The organism is Nocardia sp. NPDC004278, assembly GCF_053602975.1.
Window position 1 is genome coordinate 54,891 of sequence record NZ_JBSGEQ010000030.1, and the last position, 14,468, is coordinate 69,358.

13 protein-coding genes are annotated in these 14,468 nt (G+C 68.4%); 10 read left to right on the top strand and 3 right to left on the bottom strand.

What is annotated here, in order from left to right; all coding sequences use genetic code 11:
• Nucleotides 1-12 precede the first annotated feature (12 nt).
• Entirely contained in the window at nucleotides 13-4,140 is a 4,128-nt protein-coding gene (locus tag ACWEO2_RS33880; protein ID WP_452409127.1) for a PD-(D/E)XK nuclease family protein, read from the bottom strand.
• A 147-nt stretch (nucleotides 4,141-4,287) separates the two neighbouring features.
• Between ACWEO2_RS33880 and ACWEO2_RS33885 the strand changes: the two genes are divergently transcribed.
• From ACWEO2_RS33885 to ACWEO2_RS33910, 6 genes are all read left to right on the top strand, one after another.
• Nucleotides 4,288-5,073, top strand: a complete 786-nt coding sequence (locus ACWEO2_RS33885) for an alpha/beta fold hydrolase (RefSeq protein WP_452409069.1) — start codon at nucleotides 4,288-4,290, stop codon at nucleotides 5,071-5,073.
• A gap of 5 nt (nucleotides 5,074-5,078) precedes the next feature.
• A complete protein-coding gene (locus ACWEO2_RS33890) occupies nucleotides 5,079-5,375 on the top strand; it encodes an MGMT family protein (protein WP_452409070.1) in 297 nt (98 codons plus the stop codon).
• Between the two features lie 39 nt (nucleotides 5,376-5,414).
• Entirely contained in the window at nucleotides 5,415-6,164 is a 750-nt protein-coding gene (locus ACWEO2_RS33895) for a VOC family protein (protein WP_452409071.1), read from the top strand.
• 161 nt (nucleotides 6,165-6,325) lie between these two features.
• Nucleotides 6,326-8,119 carry an NTP transferase domain-containing protein gene (locus ACWEO2_RS33900; RefSeq protein ID WP_452409072.1) on the top strand — a complete coding sequence of 598 codons (1,794 nt, stop codon included), beginning with the start codon at nucleotides 6,326-6,328 and terminating at the stop codon, nucleotides 8,117-8,119.
• Between the two features lie 92 nt (nucleotides 8,120-8,211).
• Complete coding sequence (locus tag ACWEO2_RS33905; protein ID WP_452409073.1) at nucleotides 8,212-8,400, top strand: hypothetical protein; 189 nt, start codon at nucleotides 8,212-8,214, stop codon at nucleotides 8,398-8,400.
• Between the two features lie 431 nt (nucleotides 8,401-8,831).
• Nucleotides 8,832-8,966, top strand: a complete 135-nt coding sequence (locus ACWEO2_RS33910; protein ID WP_452409074.1) for a hypothetical protein — start codon at nucleotides 8,832-8,834, stop codon at nucleotides 8,964-8,966.
• A 239-nt stretch (nucleotides 8,967-9,205) separates the two neighbouring features.
• Here ACWEO2_RS33910 and ACWEO2_RS33915 read toward each other — a convergent pair whose 3' ends face one another.
• Complete coding sequence (locus ACWEO2_RS33915) at nucleotides 9,206-9,709, bottom strand: HXXEE domain-containing protein (protein ID WP_452409075.1); 504 nt, start codon at nucleotides 9,707-9,709, stop codon at nucleotides 9,206-9,208.
• 218 nt (nucleotides 9,710-9,927) lie between these two features.
• On the opposite strand from ACWEO2_RS33915, the gene ACWEO2_RS33920 reads away from it, so the two are divergent.
• The 4 genes from ACWEO2_RS33920 (at nucleotide 9,928) to mtnC (ending at nucleotide 13,668) form a co-directional block, all read left to right on the top strand.
• Complete coding sequence (locus ACWEO2_RS33920; RefSeq protein ID WP_452409076.1) at nucleotides 9,928-10,509, top strand: TetR/AcrR family transcriptional regulator; 582 nt, start codon at nucleotides 9,928-9,930, stop codon at nucleotides 10,507-10,509.
• Between the two features lie 186 nt (nucleotides 10,510-10,695).
• Nucleotides 10,696-12,354 carry an S-methyl-5-thioribose-1-phosphate isomerase gene (mtnA, locus tag ACWEO2_RS33925; protein WP_452409077.1) on the top strand — a complete coding sequence of 553 codons (1,659 nt, stop codon included), beginning with the start codon at nucleotides 10,696-10,698 and terminating at the stop codon, nucleotides 12,352-12,354.
• Between the two features lie 58 nt (nucleotides 12,355-12,412).
• Entirely contained in the window at nucleotides 12,413-12,988 is a 576-nt protein-coding gene (locus ACWEO2_RS33930) for a 1,2-dihydroxy-3-keto-5-methylthiopentene dioxygenase (protein WP_452409078.1), read from the top strand.
• Nucleotides 12,985-13,668, top strand: a complete 684-nt coding sequence (mtnC, locus tag ACWEO2_RS33935; RefSeq protein ID WP_452409079.1) for an acireductone synthase — start codon at nucleotides 12,985-12,987, stop codon at nucleotides 13,666-13,668. The genes ACWEO2_RS33930 and mtnC overlap by 4 nt, the downstream gene beginning before the upstream one ends.
• A gap of 35 nt (nucleotides 13,669-13,703) precedes the next feature.
• Here the strand turns inward: mtnC and ACWEO2_RS33940 are convergent, their stop codons facing one another.
• Nucleotides 13,704-14,138 carry a YdeI/OmpD-associated family protein gene (locus ACWEO2_RS33940; RefSeq protein ID WP_452409080.1) on the bottom strand — a complete coding sequence of 145 codons (435 nt, stop codon included), beginning with the start codon at nucleotides 14,136-14,138 and terminating at the stop codon, nucleotides 13,704-13,706.
• Nucleotides 14,139-14,468 lie beyond the last annotated feature (330 nt).

Consider the following 14,468-nt stretch of genomic DNA (forward strand, 5'->3'; position numbering starts at 1 on the left):
CACTGCGTTCGCTCACTCGTCGGTCACCTGCCTTCCGGTGTCCTGGACGGGGCAGCTGCCCGCCACCGAGCAGTGCCTGCAGCCGTCATTGCGCATGGCGAGATAGCTCGGGCCCTGGGTGGCGGCCGCGGCATCGTGAATTGTGCCACGCCATTTCTCGAGCGCCTCGGCATCGAGGGCGGGCTGCATGCGCTGGGTGGCCCCTTCCTTGCTGCTCGGTTTGGCAACGTAGACCAGCCGCGCGCCGCCGGGTTCGGCCGCGGATCCACCTGCGACAGTGTCGGATTCATCGCCCGCAGGGCCGGATTCAGCGCGCGCACTGTCGGATTCCACGGCGATGTCGAGCGCGCCAGCGGCGGCGGCCACCTGATAGGTGGCGAGCTGGGCATGGTCGGCGGCGGCCTGCTTGGTGACCGGCGACTTGCCGGTCTTGACATCGACGATGACGAACCGCCCGAAGGCGTCGCGCTCGAGCCGGTCGACCCGGCCCCGGATCCGCACGGCGCGTTCCTCTTCGGTGCGCGGGGGCAGCACACAGTCGACCGGAACCTCGACTCCGGCCTGGGTCAGCTCACCGCGGGTATTGCGCACCCAGGCCATGAATGTGGCCAACATGGCCTCGGTGCGGCGCAGTTCCTGGCGCGAATGCCAGCCGGTGCCGGGATCGATGGCCTGCCAGGTCCGGTCCAATGCCGCGCGGACCTGCGATTCGGGCACCTTGCCCGCCAGCGCCTGTACGAGGGTGTGCACCAGATTGCCCTTGACGGCGTGCGGGTTGTCACCATCGGTGCCGCCGTGACGTTCCAGCGCCCAGCGCAGCGGGCAGGTGCGCAGCAGCTCGACGGTGGACGGGGACAAGGCGACCGCGGTCTCGTCTTCGTTCCAGAGCGAACGCGATGAGCTGAGATCGGCGGTGCCGTACCACTCGTCCGGATGCGTACCGGGTACGCCCGCATGTGCCAGCCGGGCCAATTGCTGCGCGGCGCGGCGCCTGCGCGCCGGATCGGCCTCGGAATCGCAGACCACACCGCGCAGTTCGGCCACCAGCGCATGCATGACCAGGGCCCGCCCCGGATCGGCGATCGGTAATGCGCCGGGTTCGCGGTCATCGTCATGGCCGAGGAGTTCGGCGAGGAATCGGGACGGCACCAGATCGCGTTCGCCCGATACCGATTCCACCGCGGTGACCAGCAGTGAGCGCCGGGCCCGGCTGCACGCGACCAGCAGCAGCCTGCGCTCCTCGGCCATGATCGGGGCCGCGCGGCTGACCACATCACCCGCGTCGATAATGCCCGCGGTGAGGTCGACCAGATCCTCGGTCTGCAGCAGGGTGCCGCGCGGGCGCGGATTCGGCCAAATGCCTTCCTGTACGGCAGCCACCGCGACCACGTCCCACTCCCGGCCCGCCGACGCGTGCGCACTGAGCAGCGCGACCGCATCCCCCGGCGCGGTCAGTGCTCTGGTGTCATGCGGAATCTCTTGCTGTACAAGGTATTCGACGAAGCCCTCGATACTCGCGCGCGGCAGCCGGTCCACATAGGCGGCCGCGGCGTCGAACAATCCGACCGCGGCGTCGAGGTCGCGGTCGGCCTGCATGCCCGCTGCGCCGCCGCGCTCGGACTGCGCGACCCAGCGCCGCTCCAGCCGCGATCCGGTCCACAGCGCCCAGAGCACATCCTCCAGACCGGCACCGCGGCGCCGGGTCTTGGCGGCCCGGTCGAGGGCGTCGAAGACCCGCTTCAGCGGTGCGGCCTCGACATCGGTGAGCCGCTGCGTGATTGCGCGGTCCACGCGCCCGACCAGCAGGTCACGCAGCACCTCCGCGGAGGATTTGTCGACGTAGGCGCGCCAGGAATCGGCCGGGTCGGACGCGGCCTCGGCTGATCCGGTTTGCCCGCCGTTACGTTGCGACTGCGCGCCACTCCGATCGGCTCGCCACACAACCCCATCGGCGTCGTCGGAACTCGATTCGGCCTCGCCCGACCCGGCATATTGCGACTGCGCGCCACTCCGATCGGCTCGCCACACAACCCCATCGGCGTCGTCGGAACTCGATTCGGCCTCGCCCGACCCGGCATATTGCGACTGCGCGCCACTCCGATCGGCTCGCCGCACGACCCGTTCGGCGTCGTCCGTACGCGATTCGGCCGCATTCGGATGGGCGGTCGCACCACCGCTGGGCGCGTCCACGCGGTCCGCGCCGTGCCGGGCCGCTTCGGCATCTCTCCCGGCGACGCCAGCGTCTTCTGTTGTCGCGCTGTCCGATTCGTACACATCGGCGTCCGATTCGGGACGCTCGCCCTGCCATTCGGACTCGCGCAGATTCCATTCTGGCTCGATGCCGTACCAATCCGCATCGTCGGCGATCCGTTCGGTTTCGCCGATGCTCCGCTCGGCCGTCGCGATATCGCGTCGGACATCGTTATCGCCGACACCCGCCTCGTCCGGCAGCAGATCCGCCGCACCGGGCAGCAGCTCCGCCCCATCGGGCGGGAAATCCGCCTCATCGGGCGGCAAATCCCCACCATCGTCCGACGGGAAATCCGCAGCGGTCCAATCGGGTTCACCGTCGGGCACGGAACTCGCGCGCCCGAGCGCGGTCTTGATTTCAGTGCGTGCGGCCTCCAGCACACTGCGCCGAATACCGCGACGCAATCGACGCAGGGTGATCTGATCGGCTCCGCCCAATGGTCCGGCCAATAGATCCAACGCGTCCTCCGCCGAGAACATCGCCTCGGCCGAGCGCCGTCGTCCACGCTGCTGCGCCTCCTCGGCCAGCACCGCCCGCAGCGCGAGCAGCATCCAGGCCGCACCGCGCCGCCGGGCCAATGGCGCGTCGAGTGCGGGCTGCTGCACTGGCACTCCGGCCGCGAGCAGGGCACGGCGCAGCGGTGCCAGCGACAGCGGCACCGAGCGGACGATCACCGCCATCCGCGACCACGCAACACCGTCGGTGAGGTGCGCGCGCCGCAAATGATCGGCGATCAGGGCGGCCTCCTTGGCCGGGGTGGCCAGCACCCGCACCCGCACCTCGGTGCCGTCATCCGTTGGCTCGACCGTATGACCGGGTGCCGAAAAACGTTGTGGCGCACTGCCGGGCAATTTCGCGGCGATCCGCGCGACGGCCAGTTGTACCTGGCCGCCCGATCGATGGTTGTCCCGCAGGATGATTCGCTGTCCGTCCGGCGCCGCCAGATCGGCGACGAAGCGCGCGTCGGCACCGCGGAAGGCGAATACCCCCTGATCCGGATCACCCGCGACGACCGCGGTGTGCGCGGCGGTACCCATTACCTGGACCAGCAGGGCGGCCTGCGGATCCAGATGCTGTGCATCGTCGACCAGCAGGTATCGAATCCGATTGCGTTCGGCCGCAAGCAGATCCGCGTCACCGGCCAGCGCGTCCAAGGCCGCGCCGACGAGTTCGGCCGCATCCAATGCCGGTGCGGTCGCCTCGGGTGCCTCCACCCCGACCGACCAGCGCAGCAGCATCGACTGTTCGTACCGGACCGCGAATTTACCCGCCGCCACCCACTCCGGCCGACCGTGCTCGCGGCCCAGCCGCACCAGATCCTCGGGTCCGAGTCCGCGTTCGGTGGCCCGCAGCATGAGATCGCGCAACTGTTCGGCGAAGCCACCGAGGCCGAGTGCTGGCTGCAACCTTTCCGGCCAGAGGTCAGCGGCCCCGGCCGCGATATCGGTCAGATCGCCGCGCAGCATTTCACGCACGACGGCATCCTGCTCGGCACCGGTCAGCAAACGCGGCGGCGGATTGCCGTGCGCGCTGGCATGTCTGCGCAAGACCGAGAATGCGTAAGAGTGCAGTGTCCGCACCAGCGGCTCCCTGGTGGCGCCGGGCACACCGCCCTCCGCGCTGTCCGGACCGCTCAGCCGTGCGGTGATCGCGTCGCGCACGGTACTCGCCGCCTGCTTCGAATGGGTCAGCACCAGCACCGATTCCGGATCGGCGCCCGCGGCGATGCGCTCGGCAGCCAGATCGATCAGCAGCGCCGTCTTACCGGTGCCGGGGCCGCCGAGCACCTGCCAGGGCCGCCAGCCCGGTCTAATCGGGCCAACGGTGGCGGCGGCGTCGAACAGCGCGCGGACATCGGCACCCCAGACCAGAGTCGGGGGTGCCGCCATATTTCGGCGAACAAGTCGCACCGCGCTATCCGATCGCACCACGCGGGCTATTGCAACAGACACCCCCGACACGCCACGCGCCCGATTCACGCGTCGGTGAGGTCGAACACACGCCTCGGTCTGCGATGGGATTCGATATACGTCAATATGGGTCGTGTGTCGCCTCTTCATGTGTATCGGTTCGGACCTGCCGACGGACCGAAAGTCCTGGCCCTGCATGGTGTGACCGGTCACGGAAAACGCTGGGAAGATCTGGCGACCCGACATCTGCCCGATATCCGGATCATCGCCCCCGACCTGCGCGGACACGGCCGCTCGCCGGCGCTGCCGCCATGGAACTTCGAGGCCATCGTCGAGGATCTGGTCGAACTGCTGACCGCGGAGGCCGACGAGCCGGTGGTGGTGGTCGCGCATTCGTTCGGCGGAGCCTGCGCACTGCACCTGGTCCGTCACCATCCGCACCTGGTTCGCAAACTGATCCTGCTCGATTCGGCCATCGCGCTCGAGCCGGAGCGCCTGATGGATATCGCGCTGTCCAGTCTGGCCTCACCGGACTACGACACCGTCGAGCACGCTCGTCAGGACAAGATCTCCACCGGCTGGGGCGAGGTGGAGCCGCGCCTGCTCGATGCCGAACTCGCCGAACATCTGATGCCGACCGCCGACGGCCGCGTCGGCTGGCGGATCAGCCTGCCCGCCGTCAATTCCTATTGGGGCCAGCTGGCCCGGCACTATGTGCTGCCACCCGCCGACCTGCCGACGGTCCTGGTGCAGGCCATGAAGGTGGTGCCGCCCTTCGTGACGCCGGAGTTCCGGGCCGCGCTCACCGAGCATCTCGGCGCGAATCTGACCATGCTCGAATGGGACTGCGATCATATGGTCGCCCAGGCCCGACCGGCCGAGACCGCGGCGCTGATCCGATCGGTACTGTGAGTCCGATGGCCACCACCGATGCCGAGGTCGAGCGGGTGCGGGCGCTCGTTGCGACGATGCCGCCCGGCCGGGTGGTCACCTACGGCGATATCGCCGCGGCCGCCGGATTGTCCACCCCGCGTACGGTCGGCTGGATCATGCGCACCGACTCCGCGGACCTGCCATGGCACCGGGTGATCGGCGCGGGCGGCCGTCCCGCCGCCCATCTGGCCGATCGCCAGCTGCGCTTGCTGGCCGCCGAGGGCGTCCCGATCCGCGACGGTCGAGTGGACCTGCGCACCGCGCGCTTCCCGCTCCCGTAAACGGCTCCGTCGCCGTCGGACGGCGGTTACCGTTGAGTCATGTCCACCCGCCTGGCGTGTGTCGCATTCGATGCCGACCGGCCCCGGTCCATCGCGGACTTCTGGGCCGAGTTACTGGGCTGGACGGTGACGATCGACCGCCCCGACGCGGTCGACGTGGCGGCGCCCGATCCCGACGGCCTCGACCTGGCCCTGACCTTCCGGCCAGCGACGCGTGCGAAGGGCGGTAAGAACCGCATTCATCTGGATCTGGCCAGTCGCTCAGTCGAGCATCAGCAGGTGCAGGTCGACCGCGCGCTCGCGCTGGGAGCCCGCCACATCGATATCGGCCAGGGCACGGTGCCGTGGGTGGTGCTCGCCGATCCGGAGGGCAACGAATTCTGCGTGCTGGAGCCTCGGGAGGAGTACGTGGACACCGGCGCGGTGGCCGCCATCGTGGTCGACACCAACAACCCGGCGCGGCTGGCCGAGTTCTGGTCCACCGCCTCCGGCTGGCCGGTCGCGCACGGCGGCGCGCAGGTGGCGGGGCTGCGTTCGGCGACCGGACTCGGCTGCTGGCTGGAATTCATTCGTACGCCCGATATCGAGCACGGCCGCAATCGAGTCCATCTCGACCTGGCGTTCTTCCCCGCCGATGATCCGGCCGCCGAGCTGGCCCGGCTCCGCGCGGCGGGCGCCACCGAGGTCGGCCCGGACGTCATCGGCAGCGCACCCGGGCTGGCGCTGGCCGATCCGGAGACCAACGAATTCCGGCTGCTCCGGCTGGCCCACGATCATTCGGCGGTGTAGCGGGTGCGATGGCCCGCCGGTCGCCCGCGGTTCCAGGCCCTCCCCGGATCCGTGCCGCGACGAATTAGCATTTCGGCCATGCTTGCCCACCCGTTGCCCGACCGCCACCCCGCATCGAATCGCGACGCGATGCCACGGGCCATCGCGCCGGGCGCCCACCGGTGATCGCCGCGGATGCGATCGTGCTGGCGGGCGGGCGCGCCAGCCGGATGGGGGGCGTCGACAAACCCGCCATTGTCATCGGCGGTCGAACCATGCTCGATGCGGCGCTGACGGCGGTGACGTCCTGCAGGCAAACCGTTGTCGTCGGACCGCACCGGCCCGAATTGGACCCGGAAATCATTCAGGTGCGGGAGGTACCGCCGGGCTCGGGTCCGGTCGCCGCGGTGGGGGTCGGGCTGCGGGCGCTCGGTCCCACCACCGCCCCGCTGGTGGTGGTGCTCGCGGCGGATCTGCCATTCCTGTCGAAAACGACGGTGCCGGAACTGATTCGGCACGGCACCGAATCCGGTGCGGACGCGGTCTTCGCGGCCGATGAATCCGGACGGCCGCAGTATCTGATCGGTGTATGGCGGCGCACGGCACTGGCGAGCGCGCTGGCGCGGCTGGACTCGCTGATCAATCAGCCGATGAAGGCGTTGATTCCGGCCGATACGGTCACCGTCACCATGGCGGGTATCGCCGATTGCGATACCGAAGAGCAGGTGCGCCGGGCCCGGCTGGCCTTGGATACCGGTGCTACCGAAACCGCCGCGCCGAGTGGTCATCCAACACCGTCGACTGCCGCCGGTACCGCGCTGCCCCTCGATGAAGCACGGAATATCCTGCGCACCACCGTCTCTCGACTCACCGAATATCGGGCCGAGCTGGGCTCGGTACCCGGTGCCACCCTGGCCGCGGCGCTGACCGCGGTCGGGCCGCTGCCGCGCTTCGACGTCTCGGCAATGGACGGATACGCGGTATCCGGTGACGGTCCGTGGCGTTTGCGCCGCGATATCGGCTTCGCGGGCGGGCGGCGGCCGGTCGGGTTGCTCTCCGGCGAGGCGGTGCGGATCGCCACCGGCGCCCATGTGCCCGATGGCACCACCCGGGTGCTCCGTGACGAATTCGCGCGCATCGACGAGGACGAAATACTGCACCGACTACCGGATTCCCCGCTGCGCGAGGATATCCGCCGCCGTGGCGAGGACCGCGATCGCGGCGATCTGGTCGCCCCCGAGGGCACCGCCGTCACCGCGGCCCTGATCTCCGCCGCGGCCAGTGTCGAGGTGACCGAGGCGGCCGTGCGCGGTCCGGTCCGGGCCAGAATCATCATGACCGGCGACGAGATCCGCAGCACCGGCCCGCTGCAGACCGGCCAGACCCGCGACTCGATCGGGCTCATTCTGCCGAAGGTACTGTCCTGGTACGGAATTCACACCATCGATCGGGTGCACCTGCGCGATACTCCGCGCGGCTTCGACGAGGTGCTCGGCGCCGCCGACGATTGCGATCTGCTGGTGATCGTCGGCGCCACCGGCGGTGGGGCGGCAGATCAGCTGCGCGGCGCCATCGCGCGCGCTCAGGCTCGAATCCTGGTGCACCGCTTGGCCATCCGTCCCGGCGGATCCACCGTCGTCGCCGAACTGGCTACCGGCACAACCGTTCTCGGTCTGCCCGGCAACCCCTTCGCGGCGCTGGCCACGCTGATGGCCCTATCCCCCGCCCTCGTCGAAGGCCGGACCGGCGGCCATCCGCTGCGCCCGCTGGTCGGGCCGCTGCACAATGCGAGCGCGATCTCCGGACCCGTCACCCGCATCGTCCCGGCCCGCATCGCCCCCTACGGCGGCTGGCTGGCCGATCCCCAGGTCCGCACCACCCATCTGGGCGGGCTGGTCGACCGTGACGGACTGGTCATTGTCGCGGCCCAGGCCACCGACGACGATCTGGTCGAATTCCTCCCACTGCGGATGTAAAGAATCGACATTCTTCTTCCACTGCTGATGTCCGCTCGCTATTGTGACGTTGTTAGGCGAATCCAAATCACTTCGGAAAGGACCGAGTGGAGATGGCTGAAAAGTCGAAGAAGACGCCTAAGAAAATGCCCAAGCAGATGGAGCGGCAGCAGCAACAGCAGCGCCAGGAGGGCATGAACCGATCCGGCTCGTTGAGCGATCGCGACCGGATGGAACAGCAGCGTCAGGACCAGGGTTCGGAACGGCGTGGCTCTGAGCAGCGCCGACCCGGACAGCACTGATCTGAAACGGGCCGCCGGATCCTGCTTGGACCGGCGGCTCGTTTGCGCGCACCCCGGCTCCGCTCCGGTTCTTCCCGGCTCCGGACGCTAATTACGGCATGGTATTTCGGCCGGTCACCCCATAAACGTCCCACGTATTCTCGCGAATGCACTGCGCGCGGTTCGAATTAAGCACGGCCACGCGCCAGAGCCGCTTTTCGCCGCCGAAAATACGAAATGCATTGCGGGCCGCCGTGTGGGAATTGCGCGCCGAGGCGCAGTAGCTCCGGGCGTCAGGACCCGAGGCGCGGCGGGCCGGATCGGGAGCGGGGACGGCATCGTTATGAAGGTTTCTCGGGTGCTCGCACGACCGCCGATTCCACCCCTGCGTGAACCTATCCGCCGACCGCACGGCAGGGCCACCGAATGTCGTTGTGGCGCCAATCGATGACATGAGCTACCGCGATATCGGCCTGTTCGGCTCCGAGATCGAGGCGCCGACGCTGGATCGCCTGGCCGCCATCGGCCTTCGGCTCACCAACTACCACACCACCCCACCGCGCTCACCATCGCGCGCGTCGCTTTGACCGGAATCCCTATCCACCGTGCAGGTTTCGGCTTTGTCGCCAATGCCGACCCCGGATATCCCGTCTGTGACTCGAACTCGCCGACGATGTGCTGATGTTGCCAGAAGTCCTGCGCGACAACGGTTATGCCACTTATGCGGGTCGGCAAATAGCACCTGGTCCGAGATGCCGCTGTGAATCCGGCGGCACTCCGGGATTCGTGGCCCACCCAGCGCGGCTTCGACCGCTACTGCGTCCGATTACGACGCCGGTCGGGTGAGTGCACGTGCGGTCGAGTGGACCGCTGCCAGTGATGCGGGAAGCAGGACGGCAGCGCCGAGCCATGTGCACGCATCGTTCCTGCGGACTCCCTGTCTGCCCAGTTCCCGCCAGGCCCACAGGGAGTACGGGATGACCACGGTCGGCGCGGTTGCCACGCCCGGGGTGTAGCCGCGGTGCGCGGCGCTGAGGGCGAGATGGCCGAATCCGTGCACGCCGAAGCCGACGAGGGTGGATTGGAAGAAGCGGGAACGGCCGCCGGTCGCGGCGCCTCGCGCCGCTGCGGCCAGCACGAACGCACCCATCAGCGAGATCGCGACGTGCGACTGGGCAGACGTGACCGGCTCCCGCAGCCACACGGGACCGAGTTGCCGCTTTCCCGTTCTGGCCGCGTTCTGCTGCGACCACGGTGCCATCGTGAACCATTCCTCGGTGTCATTGGCCAGCCAAGCGAGGAACAATCCCCACGTCACAGCTTTGCGCATGGTAACTACCTCCAGCAATAGATCGTCACGGTCACCTCGATAACCGACCAACCGTCTGAGATTGCGTCGTACTCGCGGCATCGTTGCGCCATCGGTGATGGGTGAATTGCGCAGCTCATCAGAGCCGCCCTTCCGATCGCATGAATGCAACGCAACGTTGCGTCGCAAATATACCTCCGTAGACCTAGCAACGCAACGTTGCGTTGTAGAGTGATGGGGTGGATATCGACAAGAGGCCCACCATCGGGCCGCGCAAGGCAGAGGAGATCTTCGCGGCGACACTGAAACTGTTGACCGAGAAGGGGTACGACAGCCTGACCATCGAGTCGGTCGCGGCCGAGTCGGGCGTCAACAAGACGACCATCTACCGCTGGTGGCCTTCCAAAGACGCGCTGCTGGCCGCCACCCTCGTCGCCTCCCAACCGCTCACCTTCGCCGTGCCGGACACCGGCAGCCTGCGTGGCGACCTCCTCGGGCTGGCACGCAGCATTGCCGAACTGCTCACCGCCGACCGCACTGCGCCGATCATCGCGCCCGTCTTCGCTGCCGCGCCGCGGCGGCCAGAACTCGGCCAGGTCGCCCGGGCGTTCTTCGCCGACCGACTTGCCCGCGAACAACCCATCTTCCAGCGCGCCATCGAGCGAGGCGAGCTGCCGCCCACCGCGGACCCCAAGACGATCATGGATATGCTGGCCGGCTCGATCTGGTTCCGCGTACTGCTGCGGGGCGAGGCCGTGACACCGGAACACCTCGACCACACCGTCGACATGGTGCTGCACGGAGCCGTCGCCGACGCATAAGTTCCGGCACCGCTGTCGACGCGCCGAAATGGCAGCTGTTCGATGTGCGAGACGGTCGAGCGCAAGGCGGAGTTCGCTGCGGAATGACGCCGGGAGCCCGTCGGCCGGATTTCCGCCGCCACCGGCGGTCCGATACCGTTGACCAGGGGCAACACCCCCACGCCGCGATACCGAAGGATGCGCCTGATGGACGACAGTTCCCTGATCTGGGACGACGGTGCGCTGGTCACCATCGACCAGCGTGAACTGCCGCATGAGGTGCGCGAGCTGCGTTTGACCACCGTCGACGAGGTCATCGACGCGATCAAGACGCTGGCCATCCGCGGCGCGCCCGCCATCGGCATCGCCGGTGCGTTCGGTGTGGTCATCGCCACCGCCGCGCATACGACCGACGGCGTCGTCGAGGTGGCGCGGGCCGAGGCCGATGCCGCGCGGATCGCCGATGCCAGGCCCACCGCGGTCAATCTCGCCTGGGCGGTGCGGCGGGTGGTGCCCAAGGTGCCACTCGGCGCGGACGCGGTACTCGCCGAAACCCTGGACATGCTGGCCGAGGACGGTCGGGTCAATCGGGCCGCCGCCACCCATGCCGCCGATCTCGTGCAACGGCTGTGCCCGGACCGGCCGCTGCGGGTGCTCACCCACTGCAATACCGGGCGACTGGCGACCAGCGCCTTCGGCACCGCGATCGGGGCGATGCGGGTGCTTTCCGAACGCGGGGCGATCGAGAACGTCCTGGTCGACGAGACCCGCCCGCTCTTGCAGGGCGCGCGGCTGACGGCCTGGGAGCTGGCCGAAGCGGGCATACCGTATCGACTCACCATCGATTCGGCCGCCGCGTGGGCGATGGCGACCGGTCAGGTCGACTGTGTGCTGGTCGGCGCGGACCGGGTGACCGCCAATGGCGATGTGGCGAACAAGATCGGCACCTATGGGCTCGCGATCGCGGCCCGCCACCACGGCATTCCGTTCATCGTGGTGGCGCCGGAGTCCACGCGCGATCCGAAGACCGCGACCGGCGCCGAGATCGTCGTCGAACAGCGGGCCGCGGCAGAGGTGACCGGATTCGGGGGCGTCGCAACGGCTCCCACCGATACCGAAGCTTTCAATCCGGCCTTCGATGTGACGCCAGCGGAGTTGGTGACCGCGGTCGTCACCGAACTCGGTATCGTGCACTGCGCGAATGCCGAACCGGCCGAAGACGATCCGGGTGCGGCCATTGCCGATATCGCACGCGAGCTGTACGGCCGCGGCTGGATGCCGGGCACGGCGGGCAATATCTCGGTGCGCACCGGCAATACCGCGGTCATCACCGGCAGTGGTCTGTCGAAGGGCGAACTGACCGCGGCTGACATGGTGACCGTCCGCATCGCGGACTCCGCGCCGGTGTCGGACCGGCAGCGCAAACCCTCGGCGGAGACCACAATTCACACGGCGGTGTACCGAACCACCGACGCCACGGCCGTCGTGCACATCCATCCGCCGTACGCGACGACCGCCGCGACCCGCTCGGGCTCCCCCGATGCGGTGACCACCATGCGCATCGCCGACTACGAACTCATCAAGGGCCTGGTGGCCGAGCTGCCGGACGGCACCTATCCGACCGTCCTGGACCTGCCCGTCTTCCCGAACTGGCCCGACGTCGCGCGCATCGGCACCGATATCGAGCGATACCTGCGCGAAAACCCCACCGCGGCACCGGCATTGGCCATCGCGGGGCACGGGATCACCACCTGGGGGGACAATCTCTCCCAGGCACGCGACCGTGCCGAATGCCTCGAAGCCCTGTGCGAGCTGGTGGCCCGCACCGGCCGTCGACAGGCCTTCACCGCTAACGACTGCTTATAGGTCGCTCGAAACGACCAGCACGCAATCCGAACGAGATCCTCGAGATTGGACTGACATCATGACGCTGCTGCAGGTTATGGCCGCCGACAATGCCGACAAGATCCTGCTGCACACCACCGACGATGCGGTGATCGCCGCCGAATTGGCTGCCCGGGGAATCACTTTCGACCGCTGGCCGATGCTGGACAACGCCACCGAAACGGCATCGGAGCAGCTGCTGGCCGAATATGACGACCGAGTGGCCGAACTCAATGCCTCCGGCCGCTACCAGCATATTGATATCGCCCGGATCCACCCCGACGACGCGAATCCGGAGTGGCCGCAGATCGCCAAGGGCGCTCGGGAGAAGTTCCTCAATGAGCATCGGCACGCCGAGGACGAGGTGCGCTTCTTCGCGGCCGGACGCGGCTGCTTCTACCTGCATCTCGGCGACGAGGTGGTGGCGGCGGTCTGCGAAGGCGGCGACCTGCTCTCGGTGCCGGCGGGCACGCTGCACTGGTTCGATATGGGCACCCGCCCCGACTTCATCGCCATCCGATTCTTCGAGGAGGCCGACGGCTGGGTCGGCGATTTCACCGGTGACCCCATCAGCGCGGGCTTCCCGACCCTCGACCAACTGCTGACCGCCTCGTGATCGCCGCCGTCGTCGTCGATATCGAGGGCACCACCAGCCCGACCAGCTCGGTGCGCGAGGACCTGTACGGCTACACCCGTGCGCGGCTGCCCGAGTGGCTGGCCGAAAACCGCACGGGCGCGGCCGCTCCCATTATCGCGGCCACCCGCGAACTCGCCGAACGCCCCGATGCCGATACCGACGAGGTGGCCGCGATCCTGCGCGACTGGCTCGGCTCGGATGTGAAGGCCGAACCGCTCAAGGCCGCGCAGGGCATCATCTGCGCCGAGGGCTTCCGCAATGGCGCGCTGCACGGCGAATTCTTCGCGGATGTCGTGCCCGCCCTCGCCGCCTGGCACACCGCTGGCCTGGCGCTCTACGTCTATTCCTCGGGATCGGTACGCAACCAACAGGATTGGTTCACCTTCGCCCGCGGCGGCGAACTGGCATCGCTCATCAGCGGCTATTTCGACCTGTCCAGCGCGGGGCCGAAACGCGAGGCCGCGTCGTATGCGAAGATCGCGAGCGCCATCGGCACATCCGCCGACCGCATCCTGTTCCTGTCCGACCACCCGGACGAACTCGACGCGGCGGTCGCCGCAGGCTGGTCGGTGACCGGCGTCCATCGTCCCGGCGAGCCGAATCCCGCACGGCCCCCGCATCATTGGATCGCCTCGTTCGCCGAACTGACCCTGCCCTGAGGTATTCGCCTGCCGCGCTGGCACTTTGACGGCGGCTAGCTGGCCGCCGCCACCGCCTTCCAGATCCGCCGGGACCGAGTGTCCGGCCGCCTCGCCGCGACGACACCGGTGACGAGTTCGCGGCGCGCCGTGAACGACAGTGCGTCGAATGCCGCGCGCACCCCGGCGACCGCCAGTGCGGCGGCCAGGTCGGCGGGGACTTCGACCGTGCGCTCGGCGTCGTCGCGCTCCACCGTGACCTCGACCGTATCGCCGGGCTGCTTACCCAGTTCGGTGCGGATCGCTTTGAGCATGCCGAGGCACGGCCTCGCACCCATGGACGTGATGGACCCGGTGTAGGCGATGCCGTCGAAACTGGCGCGGACCGGTATCCGGCCGCCGCCCCCGAGCGCCGCGATGACCTCGGCGGGCACCGCGACGTAGGCACCGCCTCTGGCGGCGGACTCGATGGTCGCTTCGAAACGCTGCATGCGCCGCAGAATAATCCGCGCATACGGTAATCACCGAAACTACGGGCAAATTGGTAGCGAATAGCGAATCGGGTCGTGAAAATGGTGCGCGCGGGGCCGTTCGACCGCTCCGCGCGGATGCGAAATGGGCCGCAGCAGATGTCTCGGAGTGTGTTAACAAATGTAAACCACCTGAGAACCCGCGGTTTCCAAAGCATCACCGGCAAGCCCCCGAAACACCTGCCGCAAGCCGTATTTCGGCCGGTCAGGGCGGATCCGCCCAGGTCACCTCGATGCCCTCGGCATTCGGGGGCAATCGCGCGGTGACCATCACGTTGCGCCGACCTCACA